Genomic DNA, 16,382 nt, shown 5'->3' with positions numbered 1-16,382 from the left:
CTACCTCCATGTTAAACTTCGATTATTTAGAATTGATCTGCGACAAGCTTTTCAATTAACTGCTTTTCTTCCGGGTAAGCGCTAATCAAAGCCTTGCGTATCTCCGTATCGCTTTGAAGTTTTAACAGCGTCGCGATGTACCAGCGGGCTACTGTGCGATTTTCAATCGTGCTGAGATTCGTCGAAATGAACAACTTAAACATAGAAAAAGCTTCATTATATTGTCCCTGAATATAGTGTATTTTCCCCACAGTCATCGCCATTGACGGAGTAACATCGAAAACGATTAATTGCTGGCTGCTTGGCAAAGACTTGAACTCTTCTATCTTTTGTTTGTACTTCTCGAAGAAGGCCAATGACTGCTCCCAAGACTCCGCCATTTTCTCATTAGCGCCTTGAAGACGCGCCTGATAACCAATATCGAAGTACACATTAATAACTTTCTCGTAAAGATTGATATCCCATGGATGCAAACTCATTTTCGATTGCAGCCACTCTGCTGCTTGATCGTACTTGCCATTAACTATAAACCAGGAAAATTCACTCTCAATTAATTGTCGATTATAAGGCTCTGATTTCTCTAACTTCTGCAGTAATGCTTCAGCCTCAGCGCTATATTGTTCATCTTTTGTTTGATTAAAGACAGATAGGAGCACGTTAATTTTGAATAGATTATATGTTGGATGATTGGGTTGCAGATTCAAAGCGGCATTTAATGGTTTCACGATGTTATTGTAATCATGGGTTTGTACGGCTGCTTGTTGAGATTGTTTATATAGTTTATCTGCTCTGAAAGCCTGGAGAGCGTTAATAAAGACAACCACCGCGATACATGCAACAATAATCGAATAAAGCTTGACCGACGAATATTTCTTTCTCGACGTTTGCGGAGACTTCGTCTTTGATTCTGTTCCCGCAACAAGTACCCCAAGAGAAAGAAACAGAAGCGCAGACAAATACGCGAACGATAAATCGAAATCAATTGTACTGTGAAGCAAAATCGTCAAACCAAATAACGGAAAGATAAGCCGTTGCTCGTTCCATTCCGAGTTTGGGAGCATTCTCGTGCTGCGTATAAAAATATACCAACAGAGCCCAATGAAAAGAAAGAAAATAACAAATCCTACAAGCCCGGTGTCCACCAAAACTTGCGAAATCACATTATGAGTTTGCGCGCTTGTGTAGGGAAAGCTTTTATATTCGTTATACAAACTAGCCCATGCGCCGCCTCCGGCCCCAATAATCGGATAATCCTTCGCGATACTGAATGAATCTTTATAGAATTCAATCCTTGATGTTATGCTGGCATCTTCCAAACTTATTCTTTGGATCTTTTGCTTAATGCCAGATGGCAACTGATCGGATACGATGTTATTTGCGATGAGCAAGTAAGCTCCAATAATCCCGAAAGCGATAAAACTCAGCGGGATGATCAATTTATTTATATTGACTACATTCTTTAGATGATTGGGCAGTTTTGAACCCGCAATAAACCTTTGAATCGTATATATAATGCCTGTAATCACTATGGAAAGTGCGATTACAATTACCCATCCCTTCATGGATTCCGAGCCGATGAACTGTGTACTGAGGTTTGTCTGTATCGTAGTCATTCTACTGTAAACCGCTAGCGCAGCGCCCCCGAGGATTGCGAGGTATATCAGAACAAGCAGTTGTTTGGTCCATGGGATACAGATTAGATACACCAACAATACAAGAGGTATAATGATCAAGCCTCCGCGCGAAATGGTCAATAGAAGGGAGATCATGATCGGAAACAACATGAATGCGTGAGGAATTATCGTGTACCATTTCTTAGCATTAGTAACGAAGATTAAAGATACAATCAGAATTCCAAACAAGTAAGCGGCATACGTATTCGGATACTGGAATACTCCGGATAATTGATTTGCTAATACTGCTTGGAAATAATGGACATTGCCGAACCAATTCAGCAACCCATGAATAACAATTACATATCCGGAACCGACCAAGCCGTATTGAAGAATGGCAGCTCCCAACTTACTTTTGAAAAAATATGCTCCTATCAAAAAAAATACGATATAGACTACATGAAATAGCAGTTCCACTTTAGCTGAATAGTAGGATACCGCGCTAATAAATGAAATCAAATAACTCAGCGGTATTAGCCAAGCGACGATCGTCATCCAATCCGTCGGATTATTCATCCTCCAATGCTTATATAAGTAAATGGAAATCACTACGAGGGTAACTGCAGACCATATGCTCAATATATAGAGGGGGCGTTCGAATACCTGTCCCCCATTAAATAACCCTTGATAGAATGGTGCAACGATAAAAAATATACACATGAAACACATGACAAACCAAAAAGTCCATGATTGTTGACCAATTGTTCCTGTTAATTTCGCATTTTTCATAACAAACCGCCTGACTAAAATTATTTGTGTTCTATTGCAGCAACTAATTCTAACGAGGCTTTAATTTGTTCATCCACAATTTCTTTATCGAATGTATCGTTAATCTCATTGGACTTATAGGTTGAAACGAGTCGTTCCAAGTGCCGCTTTATCAGGGAGCGATCATTGATATCTTGCAACAAGTGCTTCTCCATTTCATTTAACTCGTTCAACAATTTATCGTTATCCACATCAGAAGGTCGGCTTACATATATTCGATCATGCTTGGTAGCTGATGCTCCTTCTTCATTCGTTAATATTTCTTCAAACAGCTTTTCTCCTGGCCGCAAACCGGTGTATATGATCTGAATATCTTTTCCGGGTTCAAGGCCCGATAAACGGATTAAATCGCTGGCCAATTCAGCGATTTTCACAGGTCTCCCCATATCCAAAATGAACACTTCTCCACCGGTCGCCAATGAACCAGCTTGAATAACAAGTTGTACCGCCTCGGGAATTGTCATGAAATATCGGATCATCTCAGGGTGGGTGACAGTCACCGGTCCACCTTCAGCGATCTGCTTTTTGAACACCGGTATTACGCTTCCACGACTGCCTAATACGTTACCGAACCTGACCGCAGTAAAAATCGTGCTGCTACTTGAATTAGTATTTTGCAGAATCATTTCTGCAATTCTTTTCGTTGCACCCATCACACTTGTTGGATTTACCGCTTTATCCGTAGAAATAAGCACGAATCTCTTGGCTCCAAATGCATGCGCGCATTCTGCAACGTTCTTCGTACCAAACACATTATTCTTAATCGCTTCTTGCGGATTTGATTCCATTAACGGCACATGCTTGTGCGCCGCCGCATGAAACACAACTTGCGGTTGATATTGACGAAACACTTCGGCGATCCGCCCTCTCGCCTGAACATCCGCTATAATCGGGTGTAGATTTAAAGAAGGGTAAGTTCTTCGCAACTCCATCTCAATTTCATATATGCTGTTCTCGCCATGTCCCAATATCAGCAGACTCTTTGGTTTCACGGCCGCAACTTGGCGGCAAATCTCCGAGCCAATGGAGCCTCCCGCTCCCGTAACGAGTACGACTTGTCCCTTCAAATAGCTCGTAATTTCATCCATATCTACTTTTACCGGTTCTCTGCCAAGCAAATCTTCCACGCTTACTTCCCGCAGCATATTGATTGTAATTTTCCCATTTATTAAATCATTCATTCTTGGAATAATCTTAATTTGGCGTCCTATCTCTTTGCATCTTTTAATGATATCGGATATATCCGCGTGCGATGCTGTTGGAATGGCTACGATAATTTCATCGATCTTGTACTTCTTCACAGCATGGGGTATTTCTTCGCGAGTTCCCGCTACAGGAATCCCAATCACTTCATAATTTTGTTTCTGTTTGTTATCATCAATGAAAGCGACCGGGTAAAGCACTGAGCCCGCTCGGCGCAGTTCCTTAACCACCATAACTCCAGCCTCTCCAGCTCCCACAATTAAAGCTCTTCTATGATGGGGCATTATCTTACCATAACTGTCCCTAAGCAGCCTCCATACTATTCTGGACCCGCCTACTGTCAAGAAAATAATGATGAACGTCAATGGATAGATGCTTCTGGGAACAACAATATCAGAGTAATATTGTTTGACGAGTAGATGGTGAACGAAGAAAGAGGCGCTGCCGCTTAGCAATGCGCCTTTAATAATTGCGAGCAGATCTCCCATGCTTGCATATTGCCATATACGTTTGTATATCTTGAATATATAGAAGCTAAATAGATTTAAGATTACGAACAAAGCAAAAACATACGGAAGCGTGTCAATAAACTCTTGACGAATCGCAAAATCAAAACGCAATAAATACGCAGTGTATACCGATGTGGTAACAAGAATTGCATCAATAAGAAGCAATGCAATCAATCTAACATATTTATTCATCCTTTACACTCCTAGGCGTTCCTTTCAAGTAATTCCGCAAGAATACGAAAACGAGACTTAACATTGCGCCAAGAACAGCAGCTAATATGACACTCAATACAATATTAGGGCCAACTGGCACTTTGGGTTTTATTGACGGCGAAATTGTGATTACATTCATTTCATCTAAGATTCTTATCGTTTTATTGCCACTCAACTTTTCACTAGCAAGTTTATTTTGTATTTCTTGTACTCTGCTTGTATTCTCAATCACCTTTTGTTTCAGAACTTCTTCCTCAGATAATAGTAGGTTTAGTGCAATGGATGCTTCTGCAACGACCTTCTGCATATCTGTATATGCCGGGTTAATAACTTCGCTTTCCATCTGGAGACTTGCTGATGATTTAACATCTGTGTTTGCGCTTTCTTGCAAAACCGATCGTAACAATTCATTATTGGACAACACTTGCTTTTCTCTTTGAACTGCTGGAATTTTCTCTAACTGCACTTGAGATTCGGAAAGTTTTGTTTTCGCTATGGCAATCTCTTTTTCCAACTCTTTCAATCTTTTTTGGGCGGCACCGATGATTAGTGAGCGATCATCCGTTTCTATTAATATGCCCAATTCATAGGCCAACATATTAGAGATTTGCGTAATTCGTTCGGGACTCTCGCCATGCACTATTAATTTAATATAACTATTATCAGGCGTGGTTTCCAAACTAAACATTTTACGCAGAGAAGTCACAGTATAGATATTCTTGAGCTCATTTTTTTCAATCAGTGCATTAAGTACAACTGAGCTTTTGATAGACTCTGTAAAAAACTTTGTTTTTATCGTTTCATCTTGTGAGTTGCTTTGAATATTCACGATAGAGAAGGTCTCGTATTTAGGACTTAATACAAATAAACTTAAGCTTGCTGCAATTAATATTGAAGCAAAAGTTACGATAATAATCGTCCATTTTTGTTTGATTATGACTTCAATTACATCTCGCAAGCTAATTTCCTTCTCCATAACTGCACCTCAGTGTCGAATTCTCTCGAAATTCTCGAATTATTACCCCATCATTCCTATTAATTATACAGTTGTCATTTCTGTATAACAAGCATACGGATACTGGAAGCCGTTCCATAAGTATTATTTTCCTAGCCACCGCTCGGCTACATCCTTGCTGACGATAGCCGCCCCTTTAGCATTCAAATGGTTCGTATCGCGGAAATATTGATCATCAGGCAGCCCTTCGTTAGACATAACGACGAACTCCGCCTCGTATCTCCGAGCCAGGTCCTCGATCGTGGCGAAATAGCGTTGCTGTTCTTTCGGGAATAGTTTGGTCACCGCTGTTTCGAAAAGCGATGAGCGAGGGATTTGCAATAACGTGGTGCGGACACCGCGTTCATGCAAGTCACGCAACAGATCTTCCAACGAATCCGTCTGCAGCCCATCGAGTTGATAGTTCTCAAACCAACGAGTAGCGGTATCTTCTGCATTCTGAGCGGTCAACGGAGCTTTGGCGGTTCTTGCGCGAATCCCTCCCAGTTTCCATTTCACTGGATCCGGCAGATCGTCTTCAAAATACTTATCCAACATAGGCGCCCAGACTGAACGCATGTCGTACGCTTTAGACACCCAACCGAGCAGCAATTCCCCATAGTTATTCATATTCATGACGCGCAAACGATCCCCGAAACCCGCGTAATAGCGGAACTTAGTATCCTGATCAATACCGGAGGAGTTTAATTGATGTTCGTTAACGACAATGATCGCATCTCGTAGCGATGGAAGCTGCTTAGCATACTGGAGGTATGTGTGATAGATATCGTAAGCTTTACCTCCGCTGATACTGAAATTAAACATCGTTCCTGCTTCGCGTCCAGCCGCTTCCTCCATCAAGTCGGGACGAAGGGCATCGATGCTCTGCGAATCGCCGAATACGGCCGCCATGATGCGCTCGGGCTCCATAAGCTCGAATGAATGCTCCAATTCGGATAACTGCCCGACGAAGCTATAGGGCTGCATACCGTAAAAGTCGAGGTTGCGGAACACACGGTTCTCGGCGATCCCGAACAGTACTATTAATCCGATCAGGCCAAAGTTATACAGCCTTCGCCGTTTTCTAAAATTGGAAATAAATGAACTCATACTTGTCTCCCTTGGAGTAATAGATCAGACCTACAACGACGATCAAGTATACCGCGCTGCGCAGCGGGAACGGCACGTACCGCCATGTTCGTCCTACTGTTCCTTCATATTTGCGGAGTAGATACTCGGCAATATGTACGGCGAACAGACAAACTATGAGCACGAAAGTCGGATGTGTCACGACGTTGTCAATGTGAGCGTGGAGCATCTTCCAAGTCATATCCAGCGCCACCTCGATCGACGGAGCGTGGAAGAACACCCACGTCCAAGTAACGATATGGAAAAACACGAGAACAGCTACGACTCGGTATGGACGGCTCTTACGTATGGCAGCGATCCAGCCGAATCGGTTTAAGCCAAGTGACAGCCTATGAACGACTTGCAACAGTCCGTGTATGCCGCCCCAGGCGACGTACGTCCACATGGCGCCGTGCCATAAGCCGCTAACCAGCATTGCTCCGAGCAAATTGACATAAGTGCGAAACCGCCCCTTACGATTACCGCCAAGTCCGATATAGATGTAGTCCCTGATCCAACGGGATAACGTAATATGCCAGCGGCGCCAGAACTCGCTCGGATCACCGCTCAAATACGGGGATTTAAAGTTGTCAGCGAATCGAACGCCGAGCATAATACCTAATCCGATAGCCATATCCGTATAGGCCGAGAAGTCGTTATAGATAAAAAAGCTGAAAACGTACGCGGCAATCCACGATTCAGTTCCAGTGAGTGACGCACCCTTATCGAAGTATTCTTTGACTATGGGCGACAATTGATCCGCGATCACGAGTTTTTTAATGACCCCTAACGTGAATAGATACACGCCGTATTTCATTTCCGCCCAGCCAATCTTGCGCTCCGATAGCTTGTCTAATTGCGGAATGAGCTCGTCTCCTCGCATGATCGGGCCTGCGATCAAATGCGGAAACATCGAGACGAACACCCAGAATTCGAAGAAGGAGCGTGTAGGCTTCGAATCGCCGCGCCGCACGTCGACCAAATACGAAATGAATTCGAACGTATAGAATGAAATGCCTAGCGGGAGTACGATCGAATCCGCGAAGGCGTCCGACCACGCGCTTTGAAACCCTAACAGTTTTAAGTTATCGAGCGCGAAAATCGTGTATTTGAATAAAGCGAGGTTCAATACATTTAATATGATACCGACCCAGAACAACCATCGCCATCCCGGACGTCCCATCAGATGAACGATGGCGAACGTGAGCAGGCACATGCCGAGGAACAAGACAATGAACCCCTCGGGATGAACTGCGTAGAACAGGGCGTTAGCGGCAGCAAGCAGTACCAAACGTTGTTTCTTGAAGATCAAGTACGGGACGAGCAGTACGAGCATAAAGACGATAAAGTTCGGCGAGTAGAAAAACATCCAAGGCACCTCAAATGGGCTAATGTCGATAGTTATCCTTATCATGTGTATTATAGCGAATTTGGGAACACACTACTACGTCTACAAAATCTATGCATCAAAAATGCACCCCCTAGTTTCCATCGGATAAACCAAGGGTTTATTCCAATGTCCATCTAAGGGGTGCGATTCACATATCATTCCCAGTTTTACTCTAACATCCTATTACGGTGTAATCACCCGGTCCGCGAACCATCTAATCGTTTGCGTGGCAATCAATTGTTTGTACCCAGGTTGGATTTGATAATACACGTTAAATTCATATTGATCCATCTTCTCAAGTACAAAATGAATATCATCTCTGTTCGGCCATGATAATTGTAACGTATTTTTACCAATTGCAAAGCCCTGTGTAGATTCGGAAGAGGTGTTTGATGGCAGATCCACTTCTTTAGAGAAAACATATGTGCTGTTGTTCTTATCCTTTATCTCGATTACGATCTTATGATCTTTGAGATTCGCGCGGGTCAACAAGTCTTGAGTTAAGTTGTAATCAAACTTGACGCTGACTGTAGAGCTGACATACTCTAATTGAGTCCTGATTTGATTAAAAGTCAGCGTGAATGGAGACATTGAGATATCAGCTAAGCTGGTCTTCGCTTGTTGATCGGCAGGTAGTACGAAAGAGTATGGCATTAGGTACCCCGCTAATTGGGTGCTGCTTTGCCCACTGCCGGATGCATTGTCCGATTTCACCTCAACGGCTTTACCAAGAACAAGCTTGAATTCTTGCGTCGCGGCGGTCTTCGGTATCGTTGCCCATGCATACAGAATAGCATTCCCGTTTGGTGCGACTTTTTCGGTTGGCAGTTCCAGATTTACCGGATAGATCGTTCCATCGTCTTTCTCATAGTATCCAGCTAGCTTAGGAAGCGTAGCCTGTCTTTTCTCTGAATTCACGACTTGAATCTGTGCAGCTATAATATCCGCATTCAAGCCGATAAAACGTTTCATTTCGCTGATTTTAACATCAGAGCGATAACCCACGTCTTCAATCTTGAATCCAGTATTCCAAGCCACTTCCTTAACCTTAGTGAACTCCCCAGAGTGCGCAAATTCAACTAGATCAGTTACTTCGGGAGTACTCCCGCTGCCCGTATCAGATTGCTGTACGGTTACGTTCATCTTAGAAATATCAAAAGTGTATGGGACTTTTCCCACAAGTTGAACACTTGTTGTCTCACCTGGTTTAAGCGCAATCAATTTATCGTTGTTATTTGAGGTAGCGCTAACTTCAATTGAATCGTTCAATAGGTACTCTCCACTTAGTTTGGGTATCGTTAGCGTTTTCGTGCTTTTATTAGCCAAGGTTAAATTAGACACGATCAGATCGTCATCTTCAAAGGGCAGACGGTTAACCGAATCAAGTTTGATATAATACATCCCCTGCGCGTTAGTAAAGCTATAATATTTTCCTGATTGTTCACCGACTTGAACGTTACTCTCAACCAATTCGAATAATGCAACCGGTATCTTTTCTTTCCCTTCTAGAATGGGGTTCATAATACCGAGCTTCCATCCGCCTGCCTTCGCACTTAGCGGAATGGAGACTGTTAGCGTGAATTCTTTCTCCATTAGAGGGTTAAGCACAGTACCCTTAATTCCCTTGTTTTCTAACGGAAACATTACATTGTTACCCGTAATCACATACAACTGATAATCTGGCAGCGTTACTGCTCTTTTTCCGTTGTTTTTAATATTCAACTTAATTTCAGGACGATAATAGCTTTCGCTCTTTCCCATAACGGTTTGCTTGATTGTAAACACAGTTTCAACATCTTCTACAGCAACCGCTATTCCGCTATTCGCCGGAGTTACGGGATTATAACGTGCAGCTACGGATACTTCGCCTAATACACGAGAGTAATTCGTAGCTGAGAAGTCCCACTGTATGACTTTAATGATAAGATCAGAGAGCTTTATATTGTTAGCTACTTTGCTGAAAAAAATGATATTAGCCGATGTCTTCGCAGGAACTTTATTTACGTTATTGGTTGCCATCTGAACATTCATTTTCGTCCCTGACTTGGTCGAGACATTGGCCCAGTAGTCGATTACATTCAATTCAGAATTGCTGTTGTTCGTTATACTCAACGTAAAACTCAACACTTGATTGTTGTCAGAAGGCATCAAGAGAACATTATTTACGATGGCAGTAACATTTTCCTTGAGTTTAACCGTTCCAAGGGTTACGGGCTTAATAATCTTGGCTTCAGGCTCCTGTTGTCCCTCTGCGTAGACAGACATATTCATAAGACCTATTAAGAGACTAAATGTTGCGAGCAACGCCAACAGTTTTCTAATTTTCCTCATCGCCTAAATCCTCCAATTAAGTGTGCTACAACATATAACGATGAAAGATTATCAATAGTTGCGGAGGATTCTCAAGTTTATAGAAATATTTGTTTGAAATACAATAAAAGAAGACCACGAAGGCCTTCGTTTATTTTGAAACCCTATATTCTGTTAACTGTTTTAATGCTTTTTCATGAATCTCTAGAGCAAATTTACGATACAGAATGAAATTCCTGTAATCAGAGTCGTTGTTGTTCACCGTATAATTTTGTAGTGTTTTGATGGCGATCTCATAATGATCACCGATATCTTTTATTGATTTTATTATTTCAAGAATGTCGTTCACATTTTTATTATCATCATCGTTACTTTTTTGATAATCGATAACTTGCATATTTAACATTTGAATATTATTTTTAAGTTCCGTTATTTTTACGTTTTCGATTTGATTAATCCATTGTTTATCATTTAATGTTTTATAATAATCATAAGCTAATGAAATCTGTTGATTAAGATTTAACAGTAAATCCAGCTCTCTTTCCATATTCAAATTTAGTATTTCGAATTTCTTATTATCAGTCTGATTTTCTGAAATGAGCTGTGCTTCTTCTTTGATTACACTTACAGTTTGTGTCTCATCATCCCATTCCACAGTCGCCCCCATGTTTTCCATGACAAGACGTATCGGCACATAACTTGTCCCATTGATCTTATACCCTTCGCCGCAAACTTCATTATTGCATGCACCATCCACTTTAACATTTACAGTCTGAAAACTCCCAGATGTACTGTCTTCAACTTCTTTCCCAAGAGCTGAACTAGCGGATGATAAAATAAGGCCCACTACAAGAACCATTCCAACCAGGCTAGTTTTTTTCATTTCTAGCACCTCCACAATAAATCAATGTTAGTATACCAAAAAGTTTATAAATCGAGTAGATGGGGGCGGCTAGCCCCCGACCTCTCACACCACCGTACATGCGGGTCCGCATACGGCGGTTCCTAAAAGTTAACGAGTTTCAAGATAACGAGTTGTCAGACTTAACAGCCCTTGGTCACTCCAGTAGGAGCGATTAAGGGCGTTGTTTATGTTTCGGGACATTTCCCAGCATCCGCGGCGAGCGTTTGCCATCATTCTTGCCGCCCACTCCGGTACACCTAGGGCACGTAAGTTTCGGAGCCTGGATTTAGGTAGTTTCCACTGCTTCCATAGGCACATGCGTAGTCTTCGGCGAATCCATTCGTCGAGTCGTTCGCAGTGCGTCTTTACGGATGCTAGCCGGAAGTAGCCTATCCAACCCATCAGGTAGCGATTTAATTCTTGCAGCCTCTTCTCCATCGAGACGCCTCGCGTACGCGAGGTTATCTCCCTGACGCGTTCCTTTAGTTGTTCCAGTTTCTTCGGCGCGATTCGAATCGTCGCGACTTTGTTGCTGAGAAAGCTGAATCCAAGGAACTTGCGGTTCCATGGGCGGTCTACCGCACTCTTGTCCCGATTCACTCTTAGTCTGAGCCTCTCCTCTACAAAGCGAATGACCGACGCCATTACGCGTTCACCTGCACGCTTGCTTCGGACAAAGATGTTGCAGTCGTCCGCATAACGCACAAACTTCAAGCCGCGTTCCGTTAATTCTTTGTCCAGATCGTCCAACAGGATGTTAGCTAAAAGCGGGCTGAGCGGACCGCCTTGCGGCGTTCCTTCCAGCGTCTCCTGCTTTGTCCCGTCGACCATGACTCCGGCATTGAGGTAGGAACGAATCAGCTTCAAGACACGCTTGTCCGCGACTTTTCGTGCTACCCTTGCCATGAGGATGTCGTGGTTCACTCTGTCAAAGAACTTCTCCAAATCTATGTCTACGACCCAGCGATTTCCTTCTTGAATGTAGGACTGCGCTTGTTTTACTGCGTCATGGGCACGTTTCCTTGGGCGGAATCCAAAGCTGTTCGGTGAGAATAACGGGTCCAAAATCGGTGTCATTACTTGCATGAGGGCTTGTTGGATCAAGCGGTCCATTACGGTTGGGATACCTAACAGCCGCACCCCGCCTCCGGGTTTGGGGATTTCCACCCGTTTGACTGGCATCGGTCTGTACGTACCCAATTGGAGCTGCGCTTTCACGGTTTCCCAGCATTCCCATACGTGTGCTTGTAGCTCGGCTACCGTCACGTTGTCTATGCCGGGCGCTCCTCCGTTTTGTTTCACTCGCTTGTAGGCTTCTCGGAGATTTCCCTCCTCGAGCATTTGATCCAGCAAGTCGTGCTTTCCTTCGCGAGAAGAAAGGTCGGTTTGTGCCGACGAAGAACTCGGCGCTCCGGCATACCCTTGCGGTTTCACCGCTACCCTTTGCCGCGAGCTCCCTTGCGGGATATTCTGCTGTCGTTGTTCTTCGCGCGAACGCATCGATTTCTTCTCTCCTTTAGGTTCAGCCCTTCCGGTGTTGTTGCAACAACACCGTACTATGGCTTCTGCTGACTCCTGCGGATTCAGCGCGACTTCTCAGCCACGGTTACGCAAATACTTCGCATATTCCACAGGTCTCCCCAGATAAGAACGTCATCTTTCCGCCCGCGCTCGCCCAAGTTTACGGCTGCAGCCTTTGGCAGCTTAGGATTTCGTCATGTGATGGTGACTCATCCGACTGCAACCGCCTCAAATTGGATTCGTGTACCTCGAGCCGTGCGTTTGCCTCCAGCTTCCTTCGGATTCCGCCTCGCGGCGGACACCCTTGCTCTTGGCTATGGTAGGCGCTTGCCAGCCCCCATTCCGGACTTTCACCGTAGAGATGACGCCCATGCTGGGCGTACATCAAACAAAAAAGACCCCTTTCGGGGTCTTTTTTGTTTGATACAATTATTAGTGAGGAACCGTAACTGCAGTTACAGCGGATTGACCGCTCGGTGCAATTGCAGTCAACGTAAATCCGTCAACGTTACCAGTGATGGTGATTTGACCAAAGGTACCGTTGGAGATGTTGTTGTCAACCGTTACAGAACCGCCGCCTTGTACTTCGGAGATCGTGTAGCGGATATTCAATACTTTGTCATATCCAACAACGTAGTTCGGATTAGCGCCATCAACTGCTTTGTACTCGGTGTTATAGTTATCCTTCGCAATGAGCTTCATGAGTTCAGAAGCCGTAAGGCTAACCGTACCGCCGGTAGTAGCAATTGTGTTCGTGGATGCAGATTTTGCATCCGCAGACAGGCTGGCAACCGAAATCGGATCGGATTTAACGGTTACTTCTTTAGTAAGGCTTGCGTATTCGCCAGTTGCTGTCGTGTGGAATACAGTGATGGTTGCAGTACCCGCCTTAACACCAATGATTTGCTTTTGGCTGTTCGTTTGAACAATGCTAGGCTCGCTGCTTGTTACCGATTGAACGTAATCCGGAATTGCAACTGCTTCATTGCCGGTCTTAGCTTCGACTCCAACTGCTCTAGCATGTTTGCTAGTGAAGTTGTCTGCGTTAACCGTAACGCCAACAGTGGTCACAGAGTTTTCCATAGTCTTGTCATCAACTGCATCGAACAACGTGTCGATTCCTTTGACGGAGTAGACCAACTTCGTCGTTTTCGGGTTGATAACTTCCATCTTACGTACTACGGCAGATACTTGGTCATCCAAGATTTTGCCGCTGCCATTGTCGATTTTACGGAGAGCGAACTTCACTTCCACAGCATCGCCGATAGCACCAGCCGTTGCGTCGAAATCAAGACCCGTATCAAGGATGCTGGAGAGGTTCGTGTAGATACCAGCAGCACCAGCGAAAGTAACGGTAGTGCCCGTTGCAACTTTAGTTACATAGACCTCATAAGATACCGACTTGCCACCATCGTTAATGTTGCTGAACGTACCTTTGATTTCATCGCCGAACTGGTCAATAGCCACGACTTTCAAAGTGGATTTTGCGCCAGTTACCGCTTTTGCAGCGCTGTCGTCTTTAGCCTTCAAGGCTACCGGGTAACGTTTCTCCTGAACATTGAACTGGAAGTTCTTGTTGAACAGAATTCCGTTAGCCGTTGTCGGGTTAATGTTAACGAAGATGTTAGCATAGCCCTTTGTCGTTACGGAAGCAATGTGAAGCTTACCTTTGTGCTCACCAGTTTTCACAACTGCCAAGCCTGGAGACACCAGCATTGCGGTCGGCACAGTACTTACGCCAGCGTGAGTCGTCGAATCACCAAATTGCAGATTCGAAGAAGCGCTAAATTGAATGTGGCCGCTTGTGTAGTTGTCAACAATGTCTTGTGCAGACAGCTTGTTGCCTTCTTTGTCGTATGCAGTGATCGAGATGTATTTGTCTGCATCGCCTTCAGCCAGTGTAACGGAAGAATCAAGTTCTACAGTTGCAGCATAGTTCGTAGATTTGATGTTGATCGTAGTAGAAGCCGACGTGCCGCCAAATACATTTACCGTGTACTGGCCGCTAGCTTTAGCGTCAGCTTTCAGCTTAACAACTACATCACGCACTTCATCGTTGTTGTCATCCACAACTTGAGTTGCGGTTTGGTCGATAGCATCCAGATAAGGAGTTACATTAACGGATGCGTTGTACAAGGAACCGGATTGATCTGTGACTTGGTGACCATATTGGTCAAGCTGAATCAGTTCGATTACAGCCTTATCACCGTTCTTGCTCAGGTAGTCTTGACCGTTAGAGTAAGTAACCTTGCCGAGTTCGACTTTAGATACATACGGTTTCGTGCCAAGTTTGAAGATTTTGTTTACAGACATTTGAGACTCGTTGTTTACGATGTTCACGGAAATTTGAGAACCAACTGGTAGGTTGATATCATCCGTGTCCAGTACCACGAAGAGTTTGCCGTTTGCATCTTTCGTCACGCTAGCAGCGGCCGGAGTAGATGCATAAGGGTTAAAGTTGCCAGCCGGCAACGATACAGCCTCTTCGTATTGGTTCAGGGCTGCGAATTCAACTTTCACTTTGCTGGATTGTGCAATAGTATCGGAAGGAGAAACAAACTCCAACTTGGATACTTTTTCGTTTTGAGCAGTGAAAGTAGCCGAAGCGGTTGCGATTTCCTCGCTCGCGAGACCCGCAAGCGTTACGCTGTATTCGCCTTCCATGATTTTGGTGGAAGTCAGAGTCAACGTAGCCGTTTTCTTGTCGTCGGACCATTTAGCCGTAGTTGCTACAGTAGCCGTACCGCGTTTCAGCGTCAACGTAGCTTTCGTGTCGTCAACTGCTTTGTCCAACGTTACAGTTACCGTCTTAACGCCAGTAGCCTTAGCGGATGCTACGGATACTTTCGCAGGAGCAACTGGGTTGATCTTAGCGTCAGCTTGGAAGGAAACTTCTACGAGCTGGCTGCGAGTAGCAGCTTGCGTGTAGTTCGTTGGGAAGGAAACGCCAGCGTCTTTGATTGCTTGGATGTATCCAGCAGCCCAGTCAGCAGCACCTTCAATTTTAGCACCTTCAACAGCTTTCAGGCCAAGAACGTTAGCCGTTACGACAGCCAGCTCTTGTACGGAAATGTTGCCGGTTGGGTTGAACGTGCCGTCAGCGTTACCCACGAGAACTTTCGCTTCTTTAACAGCAGCTACTTCTTCCGTGTACCATTGGCCCAACGCAACGTCTGGGAATGGCTTTTCAGTTACTTGCTTCGTGTCCGTAGCGCCGATGCCTTCGAGGCCCAGGATCAGAGCAGCAACGCGTGCGAATTGCGCACGGTTCATGTTCTGGTCAAGACCAGCGGAGCCATTAGCGTCAACACCAGCGAAAATACCTTTTTCTTTAAGCGCATCGAATTTCTGTTGTGCAGTCAGATCATCAGCAGCGGATGCAAGCGATGCGAACGAACCGAACGCTACGGCTGCAGATAGAAGAACAGAGAAACTTTTCTTCATAACCTTTTTTTCTCCTCCTTGGGAAAATATCTGTTTGGATTGATGGGAAGAATTATAGCTCGAATCTCTCATGGTTGTTTCACCCCCTTCCTTGAGTAGAGCATTGTCTATAATTGATGTCTGCTGCATGTCTATGTAGTAGATACATGTCGCAGAAACTCGTAAACAGTAGAGAGCAACACAAAATAGGTAGCGTGAGCATAATACTCACCACATTATACATGAGGTTATTGTCTAGCGTAAAGTATAATCTATAATTTCGCTAGTCTGATATGTATTCCCCTATTCAGTGTTCCAAGATGTTAAACGCACGGACTCGCGAAAA

Annotated in this window: 9 protein-coding genes; all 9 read right to left on the bottom strand. The window is 44.3% G+C overall.

What is annotated here, in order from left to right:
• Window positions 1-26: 26 nt before the first annotated feature.
• The 9 genes from COHPA_RS0116105 to COHPA_RS0116065 all read right to left on the bottom strand — a co-directional run bounded on the left by COHPA_RS0116105 (window position 27) and on the right by COHPA_RS0116065 (window position 16,057).
• On the bottom strand, window positions 27-2,402 hold the full coding sequence (locus tag COHPA_RS0116105) for an O-antigen ligase family protein (RefSeq protein WP_027087192.1): 2,376 nt from the start codon (window positions 2,400-2,402) through the stop codon (window positions 27-29).
• A gap of 20 nt (window positions 2,403-2,422) precedes the next feature.
• Complete coding sequence (locus COHPA_RS0116100) at window positions 2,423-4,345, bottom strand: polysaccharide biosynthesis protein (RefSeq protein WP_027087191.1); 1,923 nt, start codon at window positions 4,343-4,345, stop codon at window positions 2,423-2,425.
• Window positions 4,338-5,342 carry a Wzz/FepE/Etk N-terminal domain-containing protein gene (locus COHPA_RS0116095; protein ID WP_027087190.1) on the bottom strand — a complete coding sequence of 335 codons (1,005 nt, stop codon included), beginning with the start codon at window positions 5,340-5,342 and terminating at the stop codon, window positions 4,338-4,340. Before COHPA_RS0116095 ends, COHPA_RS0116100 begins: the two co-directional genes overlap by 8 nt.
• 123 nt (window positions 5,343-5,465) lie before the next feature.
• Window positions 5,466-6,470 (bottom strand): SGNH/GDSL hydrolase family protein, encoded by a 1,005-nt coding sequence (locus COHPA_RS0116090; RefSeq protein ID WP_035119569.1) that lies wholly within the window; start codon window positions 6,468-6,470, stop codon window positions 5,466-5,468.
• Complete coding sequence (locus tag COHPA_RS0116085; protein ID WP_027087188.1) at window positions 6,445-7,857, bottom strand: MBOAT family O-acyltransferase; 1,413 nt, start codon at window positions 7,855-7,857, stop codon at window positions 6,445-6,447. The genes COHPA_RS0116090 and COHPA_RS0116085 overlap by 26 nt, the downstream gene beginning before the upstream one ends.
• 204 nt (window positions 7,858-8,061) lie before the next feature.
• A complete protein-coding gene (locus tag COHPA_RS0116080; protein ID WP_027087187.1) occupies window positions 8,062-10,209 on the bottom strand; it encodes a hypothetical protein in 2,148 nt (715 codons plus the stop codon).
• A 130-nt stretch (window positions 10,210-10,339) separates the two neighbouring features.
• On the bottom strand, window positions 10,340-11,071 hold the full coding sequence (locus COHPA_RS0116075) for a stalk domain-containing protein (protein ID WP_027087186.1): 732 nt from the start codon (window positions 11,069-11,071) through the stop codon (window positions 10,340-10,342).
• A 129-nt stretch (window positions 11,072-11,200) separates the two neighbouring features.
• A complete protein-coding gene (gene ltrA, locus COHPA_RS0116070) occupies window positions 11,201-12,592 on the bottom strand; it encodes a group II intron reverse transcriptase/maturase (protein ID WP_027087185.1) in 1,392 nt (463 codons plus the stop codon).
• A 453-nt stretch (window positions 12,593-13,045) separates the two neighbouring features.
• Entirely contained in the window at window positions 13,046-16,057 is a 3,012-nt protein-coding gene (locus COHPA_RS0116065) for an S-layer homology domain-containing protein (protein WP_027087184.1), read from the bottom strand.
• Window positions 16,058-16,382 lie beyond the last annotated feature (325 nt).

The organism is Cohnella panacarvi Gsoil 349 (assembly GCF_000515335.1).
Lineage (GTDB): Bacteria > Bacillota > Bacilli > Paenibacillales > Paenibacillaceae > Cohnella > Cohnella panacarvi.
The sequence above is the reverse complement of the archived record's forward strand: the minus strand, read 5'-3'. Positions and strand labels throughout refer to the sequence as shown.

Coding starts and splice junctions, on each gene's coding strand:
- COHPA_RS0116085 (WP_027087188.1), bottom strand. CDS start 7,857: ATGTTTTTCTACTCGCCGAACTTTATCGTCTTTATGCTCGTACTGCTC.
- COHPA_RS0116095 (WP_027087190.1), bottom strand. CDS start 5,342: ATGGAGAAGGAAATTAGCTTGCGAGATGTAATTGAAGTCATAATCAAA.
- COHPA_RS0116080 (WP_027087187.1), bottom strand. CDS start 10,209: ATGAGGAAAATTAGAAAACTGTTGGCGTTGCTCGCAACATTTAGTCTC.
- ltrA (WP_027087185.1), bottom strand. CDS start 12,592: ATGCGTTCGCGCGAAGAACAACGACAGCAGAATATCCCGCAAGGGAGC.
- COHPA_RS0116065 (WP_027087184.1), bottom strand. CDS start 16,057: ATGAAGAAAAGTTTCTCTGTTCTTCTATCTGCAGCCGTAGCGTTCGGT.
- COHPA_RS0116105 (WP_027087192.1), bottom strand. CDS start 2,402: ATGAAAAATGCGAAATTAACAGGAACAATTGGTCAACAATCATGGACT.
- COHPA_RS0116075 (WP_027087186.1), bottom strand. CDS start 11,071: ATGAAAAAAACTAGCCTGGTTGGAATGGTTCTTGTAGTGGGCCTTATT.
- COHPA_RS0116100 (WP_027087191.1), bottom strand. CDS start 4,345: ATGAATAAATATGTTAGATTGATTGCATTGCTTCTTATTGATGCAATT.
- COHPA_RS0116090 (WP_035119569.1), bottom strand. CDS start 6,470: ATGAGTTCATTTATTTCCAATTTTAGAAAACGGCGAAGGCTGTATAAC.